General features: G+C 38.2%; 13 protein-coding genes. 4 read left to right on the top strand and 9 right to left on the bottom strand.

The window, feature by feature from the left end; all coding sequences use genetic code 11:
* Positions 1-22: 22 nt before the first annotated feature.
* Together PKC55_RS04030 and PKC55_RS04025 are read right to left on the bottom strand one after the other, a co-directional pair.
* Entirely contained in the window at positions 23-436 is a 414-nt protein-coding gene (locus PKC55_RS04030; protein ID WP_291030498.1) for a DUF2752 domain-containing protein, read from the bottom strand.
* Between the two features lie 63 nt (positions 437-499).
* The gene (locus PKC55_RS04025) at positions 500-883 is read right to left on the bottom strand and encodes a CD225/dispanin family protein (protein WP_135103918.1); all 384 of its coding nucleotides are present in this window, start codon (positions 881-883) and stop codon (positions 500-502) included.
* 124 nt (positions 884-1007) lie between these two features.
* On the opposite strand from PKC55_RS04025, the gene PKC55_RS04020 reads away from it, so the two are divergent.
* Complete coding sequence (locus PKC55_RS04020) at positions 1008-1745, top strand: glycoside hydrolase family 25 protein (RefSeq protein WP_324371966.1); 738 nt, start codon at positions 1008-1010, stop codon at positions 1743-1745.
* 67 nt (positions 1746-1812) lie between these two features.
* Here the strand turns inward: PKC55_RS04020 and PKC55_RS04015 are convergent, their stop codons facing one another.
* From PKC55_RS04015 to PKC55_RS04000, 4 genes are all read right to left on the bottom strand, one after another.
* Positions 1813-3873, bottom strand: coding sequence for a M13 family metallopeptidase (locus tag PKC55_RS04015; protein WP_291126521.1), 2061 nt, complete (start codon positions 3871-3873; stop codon positions 1813-1815).
* 14 nt (positions 3874-3887) lie between these two features.
* Positions 3888-4556 carry a GDSL-type esterase/lipase family protein gene (locus PKC55_RS04010; RefSeq protein WP_291126519.1) on the bottom strand — a complete coding sequence of 223 codons (669 nt, stop codon included), beginning with the start codon at positions 4554-4556 and terminating at the stop codon, positions 3888-3890.
* An 11-nt stretch (positions 4557-4567) separates the two neighbouring features.
* Positions 4568-6505: an ABC-F family ATP-binding cassette domain-containing protein gene (locus PKC55_RS04005; protein ID WP_291126517.1), complete on the bottom strand. Its 1938-nt coding sequence runs from the start codon at positions 6503-6505 to the stop codon at positions 4568-4570.
* An 83-nt stretch (positions 6506-6588) separates the two neighbouring features.
* Positions 6589-7914, bottom strand: coding sequence for a hypothetical protein (locus PKC55_RS04000; protein ID WP_283686370.1), 1326 nt, complete (start codon positions 7912-7914; stop codon positions 6589-6591).
* A gap of 146 nt (positions 7915-8060) precedes the next feature.
* Here PKC55_RS04000 and PKC55_RS03995 point away from each other — a divergent pair, with 146 nt between their 5' ends.
* From PKC55_RS03995 to PKC55_RS03985, 3 genes are all read left to right on the top strand, one after another.
* Entirely contained in the window at positions 8061-9566 is a 1506-nt protein-coding gene (locus PKC55_RS03995; RefSeq protein WP_291126514.1) for a helicase HerA-like domain-containing protein, read from the top strand.
* Between the two features lie 226 nt (positions 9567-9792).
* On the top strand, positions 9793-10689 hold the full coding sequence (locus PKC55_RS03990; RefSeq protein ID WP_324371960.1) for a class I SAM-dependent methyltransferase: 897 nt from the start codon (positions 9793-9795) through the stop codon (positions 10687-10689).
* 303 nt (positions 10690-10992) lie between these two features.
* On the top strand, positions 10993-13647 hold the full coding sequence (locus PKC55_RS03985) for an AsmA family protein (RefSeq protein ID WP_291124123.1): 2655 nt from the start codon (positions 10993-10995) through the stop codon (positions 13645-13647).
* A gap of 83 nt (positions 13648-13730) precedes the next feature.
* Here the strand turns inward: PKC55_RS03985 and PKC55_RS03980 are convergent, their stop codons facing one another.
* Genes PKC55_RS03980 through PKC55_RS03970 form a run of 3 tightly spaced genes read right to left on the bottom strand, consistent with a single transcriptional unit; the run spans position 13731 to position 19424 of the window.
* Positions 13731-15110 carry an efflux transporter outer membrane subunit gene (locus PKC55_RS03980; RefSeq protein WP_291124125.1) on the bottom strand — a complete coding sequence of 460 codons (1380 nt, stop codon included), beginning with the start codon at positions 15108-15110 and terminating at the stop codon, positions 13731-13733.
* Positions 15103-18255 carry an efflux RND transporter permease subunit gene (locus PKC55_RS03975; RefSeq protein ID WP_291124127.1) on the bottom strand — a complete coding sequence of 1051 codons (3153 nt, stop codon included), beginning with the start codon at positions 18253-18255 and terminating at the stop codon, positions 15103-15105. Before PKC55_RS03975 ends, PKC55_RS03980 begins: the two co-directional genes overlap by 8 nt.
* On the bottom strand, positions 18252-19424 hold the full coding sequence (locus PKC55_RS03970) for an efflux RND transporter periplasmic adaptor subunit (protein WP_291124128.1): 1173 nt from the start codon (positions 19422-19424) through the stop codon (positions 18252-18254). Before PKC55_RS03970 ends, PKC55_RS03975 begins: the two co-directional genes overlap by 4 nt.
* Positions 19425-19780 lie beyond the last annotated feature (356 nt).

Raw genomic sequence — 19780 nt, 5'->3', positions numbered from 1 at the left:
GGCGAAAGCCACTTTTTTTCTTTTACCGAGGAGGAGATAAGTAAATAAAAGGAGATATGGGTATGTTTCGTAGAATAAAGAATATGACTAATACGGCGATAAAGATATATCCCAGCTTCCCCGAAAAGTTAAAGTATTTCAGATAGTTCTTATTCTTTAATATGTAAACCTGAGCTAAGAGGAAATATATATATAGCAAGAAGGGGAGTATAATTATTAATAGAGCATTATACCGTAATGCTTGCAATATATTTCCGTGTAGCAGATGATAAAAAGATCGTTGACCGCCACATCCGGGGCACTGAAGTCCTGTTAGCTCGTGAAAACTACACTGTTTGCTCCATATATTCCCTGTTGTTGCATAATAATTGTAATAGACAAATGCTATGATTAAAGGAATAGCTATGATAATGATATATCCTATATATTTTCTCATATAAAAAAGGAAAGGTAATTGCTACGATTACCTTTCCAAATATATTAATAATTTAGTATTTATTTATTCAGCATATTTTAGAACCTCTTTGTATTGTTCAAGTACAGCATCCATTCCGCCTGTGATAAACATAATAATACCATAGATTAAATTGAGAGCGAATAATCCGATGGCAATCAGAGCAAAAATCTTAGCCTTTTGTGCATTTCCCTGTGCTGCCTCATATTCTCCTGCATTATATTTTGAATCTACTTGTGTAGAAAATACGATTGCAATAACACCTAATATCAGTCCTATACAGCATGGAGAGCATAGTCCTAGTACTGTACCTACAATTGATAAGACCAAGTTATTATCGGGTTTAACAGGTTTAGCAAAATCATCTAAATTATTAGCCTGATAGGGAGAAGATTGGTAATCTTGATTTTCTGTATTAAATTCTGACATAACTATCTGATTTTTAAGATTAATAATTTTTATCAAAAATAAATATAATTTCTACATATTAAAAGAAAATAGTAATTATTATCTTCACTAAAAATAATATTATCGTGTTAACTTTAATATCTGTATGAAAAAGAAACTCATCATATATTCTTCCCTTGGTGCAATACTGATTATAGCTGTTGTTATAACCGGATTGTATTTTGCTTATACCAAAGGGTATATACGAATGAACTACCCTTCTTTTGAAGAGTATCCGGTACAAGGCATAGATGTTTCTCATCATCAACAAACAATTGATTGGGGAAAATTAGACAAGCAATCCGTTCAATTTGCTTTTATAAAAGCTACAGAAGGAGGTAATCATAAAGATTCTCTTTTTCAGGAAAACTGGAGACTAGCCATTCATCATAATGTACCGGTAGGTGCTTATCATTTTTTTACATTTTGTAAAGATGGAGATGCACAGGCCCGAAATTATATTCATTATGTACCTAAAGATAGTATAGACCTTCCGCCTATTATCGACTTGGAGTATGGCGGAAATTGTCAGCAGGAAAATCGTAAAGAAGATATTATCGCAGAAATTGCCAAGTTTATAGAGATTCTGGAAAATCATTATCAACGGAAGGTGCTTATCTACACTACAAATGAGTTCTATAAAAACTACATGATCGGACAGTTCGTTGATAATCCCATTTGGATAAGAGATATAGTTTCTAAGCCAAAGCTGCCTGATGGGCGTAAATGGTTGTTTTGGCAATATACGAATAAAGGGAAAATAGAAGGTATAAAAACGGATGTTGACCTGAACGCATTTGCTGGAACTAGAGAGGAATTTAATCAACTGATAAAGAAAGATTGACAATAAGCCTATAAAATAAAAATGGGTTCGTTTTCTACGAACCCATTTCTTTTAAAACCTATTTATATTACCAGATATCAGCTCTCTTTTCTTTTGGAATATATAGAGAATCTTTTTCTGTGATATTAAATGCTTTATACCATGCATCGATATGAGGTAATGTACCATTTACACGCCATTTTCCTAAAGAGTGTGGGTCTGTTTTTGTACGACGTAGGATTTCTGCATCACGAATATTACCTGCCCATACTCCTGCATAAGATAAGAAGAAACGTTGAGCCGGAGTAAAGCCGTCTATTTTATCACCTTTTTTAGCTTCATCTGTTTTTTCGAATGCATTGTATGAAATTTGAAGTCCACCAAAGTCTCCGATGTTTTCTCCCAGAGTAAATGTTCCATTTGCAAATACACCCGGAAGAACCTCTATCTTGTTGAAGTGTTGAACAAGCACCTGTGCTCTTTCGTTGAATTTCTTAGAGTCTTCTTTTGTCCACCAGTCCGACAGGTTACCTTCTTTGTCATATTTAGATCCTTGATCGTCAAATCCGTGAGACATTTCATGACCGATAACAACACCGATGGCTCCATAGTTAACCGCATCATCTTCGTTTAGATAGAAGAATGGAGGTTGTAGAATTCCCGCAGGGAAGCAAATTTCATTTGTTGTTGGATTATAGTATGCATTCACCATTTGTGGAGGCATATGCCATTCACTCTTATCTACAGGTTTGTTGATCTTTTTGATCATTTCGTTATGATCGAACTCACTTGCCCGTACTACATTTTCCCAATAAGAGTCTTTCTTTATATTAAGCGTTGAATAGTCTTTCCATTTGTCCGGATAACCAATCTTAACAGTGAAAGAGTTCAGTTTTTCCTGAGCTTTAGCTTTCGTTGCATCGCTCATCCATGTCAAGTTGTTGATGCGTTCGCCCAAAGTTACTTGCAGATTTTTCACCAACTTCAGCATTCTTTCTTTAGCTTCAGCAGGGAAGTATTTTTCTACATACATTTGTCCTACAGCTTCACTAAGAGCTCCATCCACAACTCCTACAGCACGCTTCCAACGAGGTTGTAATACTTTGCGACCGCTTAGTTGTTTTCCGTAGAAGTCAAAGTTTGCATTTACAAAATTGTCACTAAGATACCCGGCTGCAGAATTTATCAAGCACCATGAAAGATAAGCTTTCGATTCGTCGATAGGTAGTGTATGTATCAAATTTACGGCTGTTGCAATCGGTTTTACCTGAGCTACATTGATCTCTGTAAAATCTTTAGCATCGGCTGCATCGAAAAAGGCTTTCCAGTCAAAATTAGCTACTGATTTATTCAAATCGGTAACATTCATTTTGTGATAATTCAATTCAGGAATTCTAGTATCTTCTTTTTTGAAGTGATCTTTTGCTAAAGCTGTTTCTATTTTTAGAACTACGTCAGCTGATTTTTGTGCATCAGCTTCGCTGTAGCCCGCATTTACAAATTGAGTCTTTATCAAGTTGAGATATCCTTTACGGATAGCAACCGATGTAGAGTCTTGTGCTACGTAATAATCGCGTTCTCCTAATCCGAGACCTCCCTGGTATAGTTGAACGATATTCATAGAGCTATTCTTGTCGTCGGCACCTACATATAGACCAAAAAATGGAGAGTTCGCGTACTTTCTTAGTTCTCCCGTTAGTTTTACTATATCAGCTGCTGTAGAAGCTTTGTTTATATTATCCAACTGAGCTTTTATTGGTTTTGCTCCGTCGGCATTCAGCTTCGTACTATCCATTCCCAACGCAAACAGGTCTCCAATCTTCTGAGCGATAGATCCTTGATCATGTTTTGTTTTACCCAATTCTTCAATAAGACCTTTTACTTGCTCTTGATTTCGTTCAGCCAATTGATCGAACGAACCATAGCGTGCATATTCGTCTTTCATAGGGTTTGCCTTTGCCCAACCGCCTGTAGCGTATTGGTAAAAGTTATTGCCGGGGATAGCTGTAATATCCAAATTAGCAGTATCAAATTTCTGTGCGATATTCATAATATCAGCATCCGAGTCCTGTGCGCTTGCCTTTTGTTTACAGCTCACTTGCGTTAGAGCGAGAGCGGCAATCGGTAAATAGAAATAGATTTTGTTCATATAAATTAAATTAGTTACTCCTCTACATATTTTCGTATTTGGTCTACCCAAACTGTGTATCCGTTATCGTTCAGATGTAATCCGTCCGTTGTGTATCTGGTATCTAAGGTTCTGTCTTCGCTCAAAAATGCAGGATAAATATTGATAAAGGTTATATTCTCCTTTTCACAGAAAGCTTTTAACTCTTTATTCAACTGTTCTATCTGCCACTCTTTATTCAACATTCGTTGATACACATTTCTATTGTTGTTGATTGGCAATAGACTTTGAACATAGATTTTTGTATAAGGCGAGCCTGTTTCTATTTGGTAGATGATAGACTTGATGCCTATCATTATTTTTTCATTCGATCTGCTGAGAGATATATCATTGATTCCTGCCATGAGGAATACTTTCTTTGGCTTAGCAATTATAATTTCGTTTAACCGATTGAGCATACCCAATGTATTGTCACCAGATATACCTCTGTTTACAGGTTTTTGATTTGGGAAGTATTCATTCCATTTCCCGCCTTGTGTCAAACTATTCCCTAAAAATATTATTTGCCCATTAGTCAGAGGGTTTGCCTTGAAGTAAGCCATTCTTTCGAGATAGGTTTTATTTTCAAGGATATTTTCTTGTATTTCCTGTGCCGATAAAATCATAGTACAAAATAACATCAAAATTGACAATATAGTTCTCATAGAATGCAAATTTAGTCTTTCGAAATATTTTGAAGTTCAACAGTCAATTCTTCCCATTTGAGCATATCGTCTTCCAACTCTTTTGATAATAGTCCATGTCTTTCGAATAGAGAAGCGTCGGCCGCACCTTCCGGTGTTGTTAGTTTAAGTTCTATTTCGGCTATTTCGTTCTCTTTACTTTCTATACTTTTTTCTATATCCGAAATTTGTTTTTCTACTCTTTTTATTTGACGAGCTAATTCTTTTCGCTCTTCGTAAGATAACTTATTTACAGATTCTTGATCCGTAGTCTTATCAGATTCGTTAAGCGGAGATGTAGATACTTCAAGTTCTTTGAGGCTATCCATTTTTTTCTTTTCAAGAAATTCATAGATTCCGCCTAAGTGCTCTATTACTTGTTGGTTGCCAAATTCGTAAACTTTTTCTACAAGCCCGTTTAAGAAATCTCGATCATGGGATACTACGATAACTGTTCCGTCAAATTCTTTAATTGCCTTCTTCAAAACATCCTTCGAACGCATATCGAGGTGATTGGTCGGCTCATCGAGAATAAGCAGATTGACGGGTTCGAGCAGCAGTCGTATCATTGCCAAGCGGCTACGTTCTCCACCCGACAATACTTTTACTTTTTTGTCAGACGCTTCTCCCCCAAACATAAAGGCTCCCAGTATGTCTCTGATCTTAGTTCGTATATCACCTACAGCCACATAGTCTATTGTTTCGAACACGGTATGATCCCCGTTTAATAACTGAGCTTGATTCTGTGCGAAGTAGCCTATTTTTACATTATGTCCTAGTTCGAGTTTGCCTTTGAAATCAATCTCGTTCATAATGCATTTCACTAAGGTAGATTTCCCTTCTCCATTCTTTCCTACAAAGGCTACTTTATCTCCTCTATGTATTGTAAATGTCACATCTTTGAAGATCAGATGATCTCCATAGCTTTTTTCTACATTTTCTACAATTACAGGATAAGAACCTGAGCGTGGTGCAGGAGGAAATTTAAGATTCAGCATAGCATTATCTTCATCATCTACTTCCAGCCGTTCTAGCTTATCCAATTGCTTTATGCGAGATTGTACTTGTACCGATTTTGTCGCTTTGTAGCGGAAACGCTCTATAAACTCTTCGGTTTTCTGTATTTGCTTTTGCTGATTTTCAAAAGCACGTATTTGATGCTCGCGGTGCTCCTGCCTCAGTTCCACATATTTGGTATAGGGTACTTTATAATCGTAAATACGTCCGAGAGATATTTCTATTGTGCGTTGGGTTACAGCATCCAGAAAAGCACGGTCATGCGATACGAGTAAGACGGCATTGGCTCGGGTCGAGAGAAATGTTTCGAGCCACTGAATCGACTCTATATCAAGGTGGTTAGTCGGTTCGTCGAGTAAAAGTACGTCTGGACGTTGAAGAAGCAGTTTCGCTAATTCGATACGCATACGCCATCCTCCACTAAACTCACTGGTTGGACGTTCAAAGTCTGTACGTTTAAACCCCAGACCAGTCAGTGTTTTTTCTATTTCTGCCTGAAAGTTGCCGCCTCCGGACATCATAAACTCCTCGTTGAGATAAGATGATTTCTCAATCAGGTTGTGATAGGTTTCCGATTCATAGTCGGTTCTTTCAGCCAACTGTTTGTTTACATACTCTAATTCGGTTTCTATCTTCTGTATGTGAGAAAATGCTAAAGAAGCCTCTTCAAAAACAGTATTACCTTCTTTTAGGGTCATGTGCTGCGGCAGATAACCGATCGTTATGTCTTTGGGTACGGAAAGATTTCCTCGTGTAGGAGCTTGCAGCCCCGCAAATATTTTAAGCATGGTTGATTTACCTGCTCCATTTTTACCAACAAGGGCTATTCTCTCCTTCTTGTTGATAACAAAAGATATATCGTCAAAGAGGCTGAAACCTCCAAATTCTACCGTTAGTCCTTCTACTGAAATCACATCAATTAAGTTTATAAAACGTACAAAAATAGTCAATTTTACTGCATCTGACTATTTTTGATCTTTATTTTCAGCGTTCAAGCCTATTCCGACTCGAATTGTATATCAGATCTTTCGAGTTTTTTATATCTTATGTCTAAAACATTTAATATGACAGATAATACAATAAGCATTTCGAATGGAAAGCTAAATCGGGAATTTGTTCCGTATGTAACAAAAGCTTGTAGTATCGATGCTGTGAATACTATTATAGATATTGTAAGTTGAGGGGTAATCTTCTTTTGCTTTATACCTCTGAATATATTGTAAGGGATGAGGATTATAAACGCAATCTTTATTAATTGTAACAGAATCCTTTCTAAGTAGCATATATACAATAGTATTTCATTGGCATGAGGAATAGCAAATTTATCATATTCCCAATACAGTGATGTTTTCCAAAAGTCACGCCAGGAGATAAAAACCTGCTGCAAGTACGCTGTCGGGTTCTCTTTAATTGTAGCGATACTATAATCATAGAGCCTCTTGGATAAGTCGGGGAACGATAAACCTGTTTCCGATTCCAATTCAGGGTATGCTTCCCAGATAGTCATTGCTATTTCCTTGTCCGAAATTCTATTGTCTCTATACTTGGCATATATATTGCCTATTGGAGCATATTCAGGAGTCGTTTTTTCTGCAAAGTTGACACAGTTCTGAGCAAGATTGAATCCGTAAAAAGTTGTGGAGGTGAAATAGCCTGTATTCTTTTTGTTTACATAAGACCAACCTAGAAAAACAAAAAGAGGAATTATTAAGATAAAGGATAGTCTGGTTAATAGGTACTTAAATGAACTTCCATTTAATAATATAAAAAAGAGAATTACGGGTAAGAATATATAAAAAGGCTTTATCAAAACAAGGTATCCACACAATATACTTAGTCCTATATATTGATTCGACTGCCCCCTTCGAATTCTAAAAAACAGGTAAAATGTAAGCGTTATAACGAGTAATGTTAGTGTTTCGGTAAGAATAGTTACCTCGAAGAAAATAGTTGGTAAATAGCAACTTAATATAATAGTTAAGTAAAAGGATATCTTTTTGCTCAACCTCACCGATAGGCATGTTTTGTAGAAGTAAATAAGAGTAACTATTCCTATAATAAACTGTAGTGCACCTGTTGTAGAATAAGAGATATTACTCAACGCAAGTAAAATAGGATATCCCGGAGAACGTTGACCTTCATAGCCTGAAAAATCAAAGTTGAGTATTCTCTTAGCTAACTCTACATACCCTTCACTGTCAGGATAGAGGGTTATATACTGATATAAAAAGGCAACAGCTAAGCGAACTAAAGTACCTACAATAATGATGCTTTTTATCGGATTATCTGTTACCCATTTTCTTATTTTAGCGAATGTGTTCAATAAATTTTTTTTGATAAAATTAAGCTTTATATCGATTGGTGATGTGTATTGCAATAAATAATTATTTTTGTAATACCATTAGCGAACTTTTTATACTCCTTTTTGATTTTATATAATAAGAAAACAAACTTAAAAAATATAATCCAATGTATGATAATGAAAAAAGAGCTTTTATAGCTATTTCTCCCGAACAGGAAGTTTGTATGGTTCCTAAAATGGCTAATCGACACGGACTTATCACCGGAGCCACAGGCACAGGAAAAACAGTGACGTTACAGACCTTAGCTGAGACATTCAGTAAAATGGGAGTTCCTGTATTTGCAGCAGATGTGAAGGGAGATTTATCCGGTGTAGCCGCCGTTGGAGGAAATAAGGAGAGCGTTACCCAACGTGTAGAATCATACAAATTGGCAGACAAAGGATTTAAATTTCAAGATTTCCCTGTTCAGTTTTGGGATGTCTTTGGAGATCAAGGATCACCTATCAGAGCTACGGTTGCAGATATGGGGCCGCTTCTATTAAGCAGGCTTTTATCTCTCAATGATACTCAATCGGCAGTTCTCTCTATTATATTTAAATTGGCAAAAGATGAGTCTTTAGATATCATTGACTTGAAAGACTTACAAAAGCTATTGGAATATGTAGGAAATAATGCCAATCGTTTTACAACAAGCTATGGCAATATCTCTACGGCAAGTGTTGGAGCTATACAGCGTGGATTAATTGCGTTAGAGCAAGAAGGTGCTGATAAATTCTTCGGAGAGCCGAATCTGAATATCGACGATCTGATACAAACAGTAGGAGAGAAGGGCGTTATAAATATATTGGCAGCAGATAAGCTAATGAATTCTCCACGTGTATATACTACGTTTTTGATGTGGCTGATGACCAAGCTGTTTGATGTAATGCCCGAAGTCGGTGATCCGGACAAACCGAAACTGGTATTCTTTTTCGATGAAGCTCATTTACTGTTTAGTGATGCGCCGAAGGCGTTATTGGAAAAGATAGAGCAGGTGGTTCGTCTCATTCGTTCGAAAGGGATAGGCGTCTATTTTATATCACAGACTCCTGCAGACATTCCCGACTCTGTATTAGGTCAGTTAGGGAATCGTGTACAACATGCTTTGAGAGCCTATACGCCGAAAGATCAGAAAGCCGTCAAGGTTGCGGCGCAAACTTTCAGAGCGAATCCTAAATTTGATACAGAACAGGCAATCTCGGAACTGGCTACGGGAGAGGCCTTAGTTTCTCTTTTGGATGAAAAAGGACGTCCAAATATGGTCGAAAGAGCTTTTATTCTACCCCCTGAAGGGCAAATCGGCCCATTGGATACTGCTACCCGTAATCAGATGACGCAGGGTTCTATATTGTATCGCCATTATGCACAAGTAGTAGATCGAGAATCAGCTTACGAAATCTTAACGGAGCGCTTGCAAGGTACTTTGAGTGAGAAAGAACAAACGGCGCAGGATAAAGCAACCGCAAAAGCTCAGAAAGAAGCCGAAAGGGCACAGCGTGAACAGGCTAAGATTGACCAAAAGAATGCTGTAGAAAACAAACGATTTTGGAGTAGAATGGCAACGACAGTGTTTGTCCCTATTGCCAAACAGGTGTTGAATGCATTTTTCAAAAGCTCATCAAAGAAAAGATAGAGCCTGATATATAAATTATAGAAAGACAGTCGACTGGAATCATCCATTCGGCTGTTTTCTTTATAGATACAATCTTTGTTTATTTTTTTTCAAAATTTACTGTCGGATTAATTTATCGTCCTACCTTTGTAGTCTTGAACCCAGAAAACAATAAAATCTTCAAATACGAACATTTGTTGAGCATTGATTTCGCTTTCAAATTCAGACTGAATAAAAGGAAATAAAGATGCAATTACTCAGACCGCAGCATTGGAAAGATTATGAACTGATCGACTCGGGCGATTATGAAAAATTAGAACGTTTTGGTAAATACATTATCCGACGTCCCGAACCACAGGCAGTATGGCGTAAGTCTCTGCCCGAGAAAGAGTGGGAGGACGCAGCCGATGCCACTTTCAAGAAGGAGAAAGGGAAGACTTCTCAAGATGGCAACGACAAAGGTGTTTGGGTACAAAAAAATGGAATGCCCGACCAATGGTTCATCAACTATCAATATAAGGAAATGAAGCTTCGATTTCGTCTGGGGCTTACATCTTTCAAGCATGTAGGGGTGTTTCCTGAACAATCGGAGAATTGGGACTTCATATACGATACAGTTCGAAGCCTCAATGTTTCCGAACCAAAAGTATTGAATCTTTTTGCATATACAGGTGGGGCTTCAATTGCTGCTAAAAGTGCAGGAGCTGATGTGACGCATGTAGATTCTGTGAAGCAGGTAATCACGTGGTCACGTGAAAATATGGATGCTTCTGATCTGCATGATATACGCTGGATTGTAGAAGACGCACTTAAGTTTTGTCGCCGCGAAGTAAAAAGAGGTAAGAAATATAATGGGATAATACTAGACCCTCCTGCATATGGTCGTGGTCCTGATGGCGAGAAGTGGATATTGGAAGAGAATATAGCCGAAATAATGTCTCTTTGTGCGCAATTGCTGGAGGAATCAAACTCATTCCTTATACTAAATCTATACTCTATGGGCTTTTCGGCTGTGATAGCTGATAACCTTATAAAGGATTATTTTCCTGATGTCAAAGATCGCACTTACGGAGAACTGATTGTTCCTGAAAAATCCGGTAAAAATTTACCTCTGAGTATTTATATTCGTTTTATCAGAAAATAGTGTCACTTTCTGTATATTTTCGTTTCTTGTGTAAGTGTCTTGTATATATAGTGTTATGTGGGTTTTTTTGAGCAAAAGGTGACAAAAGTGACAGTTGTTCGTATGTTTTTATTTGTAACTTTTGAGATGTTTCTTTTTTTACATTTACTCATAATATATGATAACTTTCAAGAATAATCTTTCATGATATAACTATATACGAACATAATATATTTCATAACATGACTTATAACAAAATTGCGAATAAACCGTTAATAAAATAAACAAACACAAATACATAGTATAAAAATCGAAGAGAAAAGTATGAAAAAAGCTCTAACTATTGCGGGTGTTGTTGTCGTTGTGCTTATAGTGACTATGATAGCAATTCCTTTCTTGTTTAAAGATAAAATCAAAACTGCCGTATTGAATGCCGCAAACGAAAAACTAAACGCTACAGTGGATATTAAGGATTTTGGACTAAACTTGTTTTCCAATTTCCCTAATGCAACACTCTCCCTAAACGATGCTTCGGTAGTAGGTGTCGGAGACTTTCAGAAAGATACACTATTGAGTGCTAAATCGGCAAGTGTTACTATCGACTTGATGAGCCTTTTTGGAAGCGAATATAATATATCCAAAATCAATCTGGATAAGGCTTCTATATATACAAAAGTGCTTGAAGACGGACGTGCCAACTGGGATATAATGAAGGTTGACTCTACTGCATCTGCTTCAACCGAAAGTGAATCTGCTTTCAAACTCAATTTGAAAAAAATTACGGTCAACGATTGTAGTTTTGTTTATCAGAACGATTCTACAAAGATGAAAGTGACACTTAATAAATGGAATGGAGACCTGCATGGCGATTTTTCAGCTAGCGAAACAACATTAAATACGAATTCTACTATCGGCGAAGTTACATTTGTTATGGATGGCATTCCATATTTGAATAAAATACAAGGTGTGGCAGATGCTACCATCAATGCTAATCTTGATAAGATGCAATTCTCCTTTAAAGAAAGTAACCTACAACTAAATGACCTTAAAGCATCTATTGACGGTACTTTTGCTATGGTGGGCAAGGATTATGAAGATATGGAGTTCGATCTTAAGCTGAATGCGCCGGATACCCAATTTAAAGATATCTTATCTCTTGTTCCGGCTATGTATACAGCCGATTTTAAAGATGTGAAAACGTCAGGAACTGCAAAGTTGGAGGCATATATCAAAGGTCTTATGCATGGTGATAGTTATCCTGCATTTGATGTAAAGATAATGGTGAACGATGCGATGTTCCAATACCCTTCTTTACCCAAAGCTGTCAATAATATAAATGTTGCTATGGCGATAAACAGTAAAGGAGGCTCGTTAGATAATATGATTATTGATATCAGCAAGTTTAGCTTCAATTTGGGTGATAATCCTTTCTCGGGAAGCCTGAAAGTGTCCACTCCGATGAGCGATCCCAATCTGAAAGCTCAGGCAAATGGAACGATTGATTTAGGTATGATTAAAGATGTATATCCGTTAAAAAAAGGAACAGCTTTAAATGGTAAGATGATTGCTAATCTGAATGTTGCAGCTCGGATGTCTGTAATCGAAAAAGAACAATATGAGAATGTGTCGGCAGCAGGCAGTTTGAAATTGAGCAATATGACTTATAAGTCTCAAGACATGCAAGATGTGGTGATTAACGATGCCGGATTGGAATTTTCGCCACGCTATGTAAATCTATCGTCACTGAACCTGAAGATTGGCAAAAATGATCTGTCAGCTACAGGACGACTCGAAAATTTTATTGCTTATGCATTGAAAGATCAAACACTGAAAGGTCAGTTGAATATAAAATCAAACTATCTGAATGCGAATGATTTTATCAGTAGCGAAACTGCCGGAACAGAAGAAACAGCATCAACAACAACAGAAGACATTATTATTCCTAAAAATATAGATTTTGTATTGAACGCCGCCCTCAACCAAATTGTATATGGAAAAATGAACATTACAAATATGGTTGGCAATATGACTGTTAAAAATGGAGTGCTTACTCTTAATAATGTTGGAGCTAATGCTTTGGGTGGTTCTTGTAAGGTTAGCGGAACGTATGACACATCAAGCCCTAAAACTCCGAAGGTTAACTTTGATCTGGCTTTGTCGAAAGTATCCTTTGCTGAAACATTCAAGTCGGTCGAATCAGTGCAAAAATTTGCTCCTATATTCGAAAAATTAGGAGGAACATATTCTATGAACTTCAAATTTAATACATCTTTAGGTGAGACAATTATGCAGACTTTAGCAGGTCTTACAGGTAGTGGTGCGTTACAAACCAATGATGTGAAGATAGAAGGTGTTGAGGCTTTGACCGCTTTGTCTTCTTCATTGAAGACTGATGCTTTGAAATCATTCTCTACAAAAGATTTAAATCTGCCTTTTACTATAAATAATGGAAAACTGAATACGAAGCCTTTCAATGTAAACTTTGGCAATGGCGGTGTTATGAAATTAGAGGGGGCAACAGGTCTTGATCAAAGTATAGACTATAAAGGCACTGTTACGCTTCCTAAATCGTTGGCAAACCACTACGTGTCGTCTGTGCCGATTACAATAGGCGGTACATTTACAAATCCCAAAATTGGAATAGACACCAAGGCGTTGGTTGCCGGAGCTGCTTCGTCTGCCGTAAATGAGCTTTTGGGTGGAGAGAAAGGAGCTGATGTTTCAGCGAAGGTGTCTGAAGAAAAAGCGAAACAAATAGAAAGGATTAGATCGGAAGCGGATGCGACGGCAACAAAGTTGGTGGCTGAGGCTGAGAAACAATCACAGGCTTTGGAAGAAAAGGCAGGAAGTAATCCTCTTGCAAAAGCCGCAGCTAAGGCGGCAGGAAAGAAGCTTGTAGAAGAAGCTAAAAAGCAAGGTCAGAACTTGAGAGATAAAGCCGAAGAACAAATAAAGAAAGTAGAAGGCACGGGTAACTGATAAATAATATAATTAAAAGCTGTCTGAAAAGAAGACTCAGAATGACAATATACAATACAAATCTTCTTTTCAGACAGTTTTTTTTAGTCCCTATTAAGCCCTCCGCCCAATGCTTTGTAGAGAGCAACTAACGAATAGAGTTCGTTTAACGTAGCATTATTCAAAGCTATCTCGGCATCGAACAACTGACGTTGTGCATCCAGGACATCGATATACTTAACAGCTCCGTTTACATATTGTAACTTAGCCAGCTCGTGATAAGAGTTAGCTGAATTGTATAAAGCTTCTTGTGACAGATATACCTCTTTCATTTTATTGAACGTAATGATAGAGTTGTTTACTTCCTTAAATACATTCAATACAGATTTTTCGTAGCTATATACTTCTTGCTCGTATGCAGCCTTTGCCACATTATGTCTTGCTTTGTTTTTGCCCATATTGAATATAGGGCCGGTAAGTACTCCCGAGATAAACCATGTCGGACTTTTAAGAAAGTCTGTCAGTTCGGTATTTTCTCCACCTAAACGCCCTGTAAGTCTTAACGAAGGAAACATATCCGTGTAGGCCATCCCTACTTTAGCATTAGCCTCTATCAGCTTTTGCTCTGCCTGTATCATATCCGGACGGCGTTTCAGTAGCGACGACGGTAAGTCGATAGGTAGGCTGGCTGGAACTTGCAGGTGGCTAATGTCATCTTTCCCTCTGGGAATGTTTCCGATGGGAAATTCTCCAACGAGTACAAAAAGGTCATTCTCTTTCAGCTTTATCTCATTTTCGAGATTTGGAATCAGCGTTTCGGTACGGGCAAGTTCAACAAGGCTTTGCCTGTATGGTATTTCAGATGTCAAACCACCTTCGTAGCGCAATTTGGCAAAACGAACTCCTTCACGTCTGGCATCCAGAGTCTGTTTCACTATTGTAAGCTCTTTATCTAATGCTTTTAATTCAAAATATGCCTGAGCAACCTGTGCCACAATGGTTAAGTGCATAGCTTTTTGCGCTTCTACCGTTTGCAGATATGCAGCAACTCCGGCTTCGTTGGCCCATCTCAGTTTGCCCCATATATCCAACTCCCACGATACATTAAGATTGGCTCTAAGCTCAGGTGAATATTTCTTCGAATCGCCTCCATAGTTCAGATATTCCTTTTGTCCTGCGACTTCAGCCCCTACTTCAGGGAATAGGTTTGCAAATGATATCCGTTTGTTTGCAGCCATTTCTTTTATACGGGCAGCCGCTATGAGCATGTCTTTGTTGTGGTCGAGAGCTTTTGTGATGAGTCCTTGTAATACAGAATCCTTATATAGGGCGCTCCATCCGATGTCAGAAGCATTTCCCTCATTCGTTATTTTTGCATCAAATGCCTGAGGTATATTCATTTCCGGCTGTTCGTATTTCTGACCTATTTTACAAGATGAGAATAATACTGTGGAAATGAGTAGTATATATGTGAGTTTATTCATTGTTATCTCTTTTTATAAGTTTCTTTATTTTGGGGAATTTAGGAAACTTAAGCTCCGGAATCTTAAACTTATCCTTTACTTTATATACTATCACAAAGAAGAATGGCACAAGTATTATTCCTAATGTAATAGCTACAATCATACCGAAAAATACACCTGTTCCTATCGAATGCCTACTGGCTGATCCCGGTCCGGAAGCTATTACCATCGGTAACATACCGAGTACGAATGCTAAAGATGTCATCAATATCGGGCGGAAACGTAATTTGGCTGCCTGCATTGCCGCAAATATGGGTTGCATACCTGCATCGACCTGTATCTTGGCAAATTCTACGATAAGGATAGCATTTTTAGCGGCTAATCCAATTAAGGTTACGAGTCCGATCTGAAAATACACATCGTTATCCAGTCCTAATATCCAGATGCCGATAAATGCTCCTAGCGCAGCAATAGGTAAGGATAATATAACGGAAATTGGTACAGTCCAACTTTCGTATAATGCTGCCAAAAACAAGAATACAAATATTAGAACCAGTACTAAGACTGTACCTGTTTGCCCGCTGGCCTTTTGTTCCTGAAAAGAGAGACCGCTCCACGCTACCCCGATATTGGCGGGGAGGTGTTCTTTTGCGATGTTTACAATTTCGCTCATCGCTTGTCCCGAGCTATGTCCTGCCGAAGGGGTAACCTGCATAGATGCCGATGTGTACATATTGAAGCGTGAGATATTCCCCGGTCCTGTAGTATAGCTTGTTTTACCCAAAGCTGTAAGCGGAACCATGTCGCCGCTTTTCGTTTTTACGAAAAATAGATTAATATCGCTGGCTGTTGCCCTGTATGATTGATCAGCCTGAATGTATACTTTGTATATGCGGTTAAACATATTAAAGTCATTTACATATACTGACCCCAGATAGGCTTTCATCGTTGAAAAAATATCAGACATTGGCACTCCGAGCAGCATTGCCTGGTCTCGATCCACGTCAAAATATAGTTGAGGTATTTCTGATTGTAGAGAGGAAGAAACATTTGAAATGATCTTAGACTTATTGGCATAATACATAAACGTATCAGACGCAGCCACCAGATCATCCCACTGAGCATCGGAGCGGGCTTGAAGCTTCATCTCTACACCTCCAGCCGATCCGAGTCCCGGAATGACGGGAGGGCGACTCACAAATGCTCTTATTTCGGGGTAATTATAAAATTCTTTTTGTGCATCGCGCATTACCTGATCCACTCCCGTACTTCTTTCTTTCCACGGTTTAAGGATAACCGTCAACGTTGTGCGTCCCTGATTGGTTCCTACACGAGGGCTTGATCCTGTTACATTTTGCACATATTTTACCGCTTCATGATTGTCAAGATAAGCTACTGCTCTATCCGTAACTGTTCGCATACGCTCGAGTGTTGTTCCTTCGGGCATTTCAAGCTCTACGGTAAAATAACCTTGATCTTCTTGCGGAATGAAACTGGTAGGAACTATTTTATTCAATACGAAAATAAATACAAGCACCATACCAAATGCAGCCATCGTACGTCTAGGGTTGTTTATAACCTTTAGTAATATGTTTGCGTATTTCTTATTTCCATTCCCTAGCCAGATATTTATTTTGCGGAAGATGAAGTGCTTTTTCTTTTTTGATGGCTTTAATATTATTGCACACATGGCTGGACTGAGGGTCAGAGCTACTACTGCAGATATAAGTACCGATACTACAATCGTTACAGAAAATTGCCTGTAGAGTGCTCCTGTTATTCCATCAAGGAAGCTTACCGGAACGAATACAGCAGCAAGGACTAACGATGTGGCAATCAAAGCACCTGTCAGTTCTTTCATTGCCCTGTGTGTAGCTTCCCGTGCGTTTACCCCTTTCTGTTCCATAATGCGTTCTACGTTCTCGACGACGACAATCGCATCATCCACAACAATACCGATCGCCAAAACCAATCCTAGGAGAGTCAGCATATTGAGGGAGAATCCCATCATAAGCATAAATCCGAATGTGCCGATCAAGGAAATAGGCACGGCAACTATCGGGATAATAGCCGCACGCCAGTTTTGTAGTGAAAGGAATACTACTATAATAACAAGCGTCAGAGCTTCGAACAATGTTTTATAAACTTCATGAATAGATTCTCCGATGTATTCTGTCATGTCGAAAGGGATCAGATAATCTAAGCCTTCGGGAAAATCTTGTTTTATATTTCCCATGGCTGCCTTTATTTCATCCGCTACTTCCATCGCATTAGCACCGGGAAGAAGAAAGATGCTCAGCATGGTTGCATATTTACCGTTCAATCCACTCTCCGTACTATATGATGATGCCTCCAGAGACACTCTTGCTACGTCTCTCATACGGATAAAAGAGCCATCGTTATTGGCTTTTACTACAATATCTTCGAATTCACTCACTGTAGACAAACGTCCTTGTGCTGTGATAGGCATAGTCACATCTACGTGGACTATCGGTTGTTTACCGAGTTCACCCGCAGCAGACTCTCTATTCTGGTCTCTTAGAGCATCTTGCAAATCTTTGATTGTTAGTCCAAAACTGGCGAGCCTGTCGGGATATACCCATATTTGCATGCCATAATATCGGCTACCGACATTCGAAACACGTCCCACTCCGGGTATACGCCTGATAACGTCCAGTATATTTATAGTTGCATAGTTGCTTAAGTATATCTCGTCATATTTAGGGTCGTCAGATGTCAAAGCAATAGTCATTAATTGTCCGGGTGCTTGTTTTTCAACAGAAATTCCACCTTGTAGAACTTCAGCCGGTAAACGACTTTCGGCTAATTTTACCCGGTTTTGTATTTCTACTGCTGCGAGGTCTGCATTGGTATTTACATCAAACGTAACGGTGATGGATAGTCCTCCCGAGTTGGAACTGCTTGATTCCATATATATCATCCCGGGCGTACCGTTCAACTCTTGTTCGATGGGTGTTGCCACTGCTTGAGAAACTGTTGTGGCATTTGCTCCCGGGTAAGAAGCTCCTATTTTTACAACGGGAGGTGTTATTTGCGGATACTGTTCGATCGGCAATAATACGAGCCCAATGATACCTATAATAACAATCAGTAAGGATAAAACGGTAGAAAGTACAGGCCTGTCTATAAATAATCCCGGCTTCATTTTTTATCCTCCTTCTTTTTTTCATCCGCTTTCTCGAGAGCCTCTATTTTTGCTTCCTCTTTAGTACTCCTCGATATAACCTTTTGTCCGTGAGTAAGCTTTTGATATCCTTCTACAACAATGTGTTCATTCGGGCTCAATCCACGGATAACTACTATCTTATTATCATGTTCGGGGCCCGTCTCTACATAGCGTTTTTCCACTATATTGTCCGGACGTATAACGAATATATGAGCTCCTCCTTTTTCTATCGAAATAGCTTTGCGGGGGATAACAACAACATTCTCCAATACATTTAGTAATAGTTTTACACGCGTGAATTGTCCCGGTAGAAGAACCTGATTGGGATTAGGCAATACGGCACGAACGCCAAAAGTTCCTGTTTTAGGGTCAACAAGGGGGGATGCAAAGTCTACAATTCCTTTTTCGTTGTATACAGAGTTGTCGGCAAGCGTAACAGTAACAGTTGGCTGCCACGACCGGGTTGTATCCAGTTCGCCTAAATGCACATTCCTGCGTTGACTTCTTAGATAGTCGAGAGAAGTAAGTTTGAAATCGACCAATACGGTATCTCTTTTTACTACTGTAGCTAGTAACGACTTTGAATTTCCTACCAAAGTGCCTATGTCTACATACCGCTCACTAATATAGCCGGATAGGGGAGACCGTACCACTGTATAACTTAATTCCAATTCGGCTTGTTCCAAATCGGCTTTACTCATAGCCACATCAGCTTTCGACATATTCAGTGCAGCTACTGCATTGTCAAGGTCTAGCCTGCTGGCAGCATTTTGATTATATAAAGGTTCTATCCTTTTGAGATCACTTTCTGCTTTTAGAGCTTGCGCTTCATCTCTTTTGAGCTTTGCTTTTGCTTTTTCAACTTTAGCTTTGTAAGTTCTGTCGTTAATGTAAAATAAAGGCTCTCCCGCCTTCACTTCTTTTCCTTCATTAAAGGTCATCTTTTCGAGGAATCCCTCTACACGTGCATGAATTTCCACATTGCGTGATGCTTTAATAAGACCTACGTATTCTCCGTATATTTCGAAATTATCTGTTGTTACAGTTTCAACTTCAACAATTGGAGCCTCGACTTGAGTTTTTTTACATGCGCATAGTAGTAATGTACTAAGTAAGGTGATAGATAAAATACTTCTTATGTTATTCATAAATAATTAATTGTAGTCAAATCTTAAACAACCTATTAAGCTTTTTTGTTTAACATATATTGAGTTTATATTATTTCTTTTAGTGTACAGGGGACGGCAATTCAGAGTCTTCTATATTTGTGTATATATATCGTATAGAAATTGTCTTCGTTTCGAAATAAGTTTTGCTAATTGCAAATGTCCAGCATATAATCGCAAATGTACACATTCATTTAATATATTGTGTATAATGGTTATATTAAAGATTATAAAAGGTTGATAAACAAAATATATGTTACAATCCGATTGCAATCGTTTGCATAACAAAAAGCAGCTTTTTATAAAATCTTTTGATACAAAACAAAATAGGTCTTCTC

The sequence above is a fragment of the Dysgonomonas sp. genome (genome assembly GCF_035323175.1).
Classification (GTDB): Bacteria; Bacteroidota; Bacteroidia; order Bacteroidales; family Dysgonomonadaceae; genus Dysgonomonas.
The sequence above is the reverse complement of the archived record's forward strand: the minus strand, read 5'-3'. Positions and strand labels throughout refer to the sequence as shown.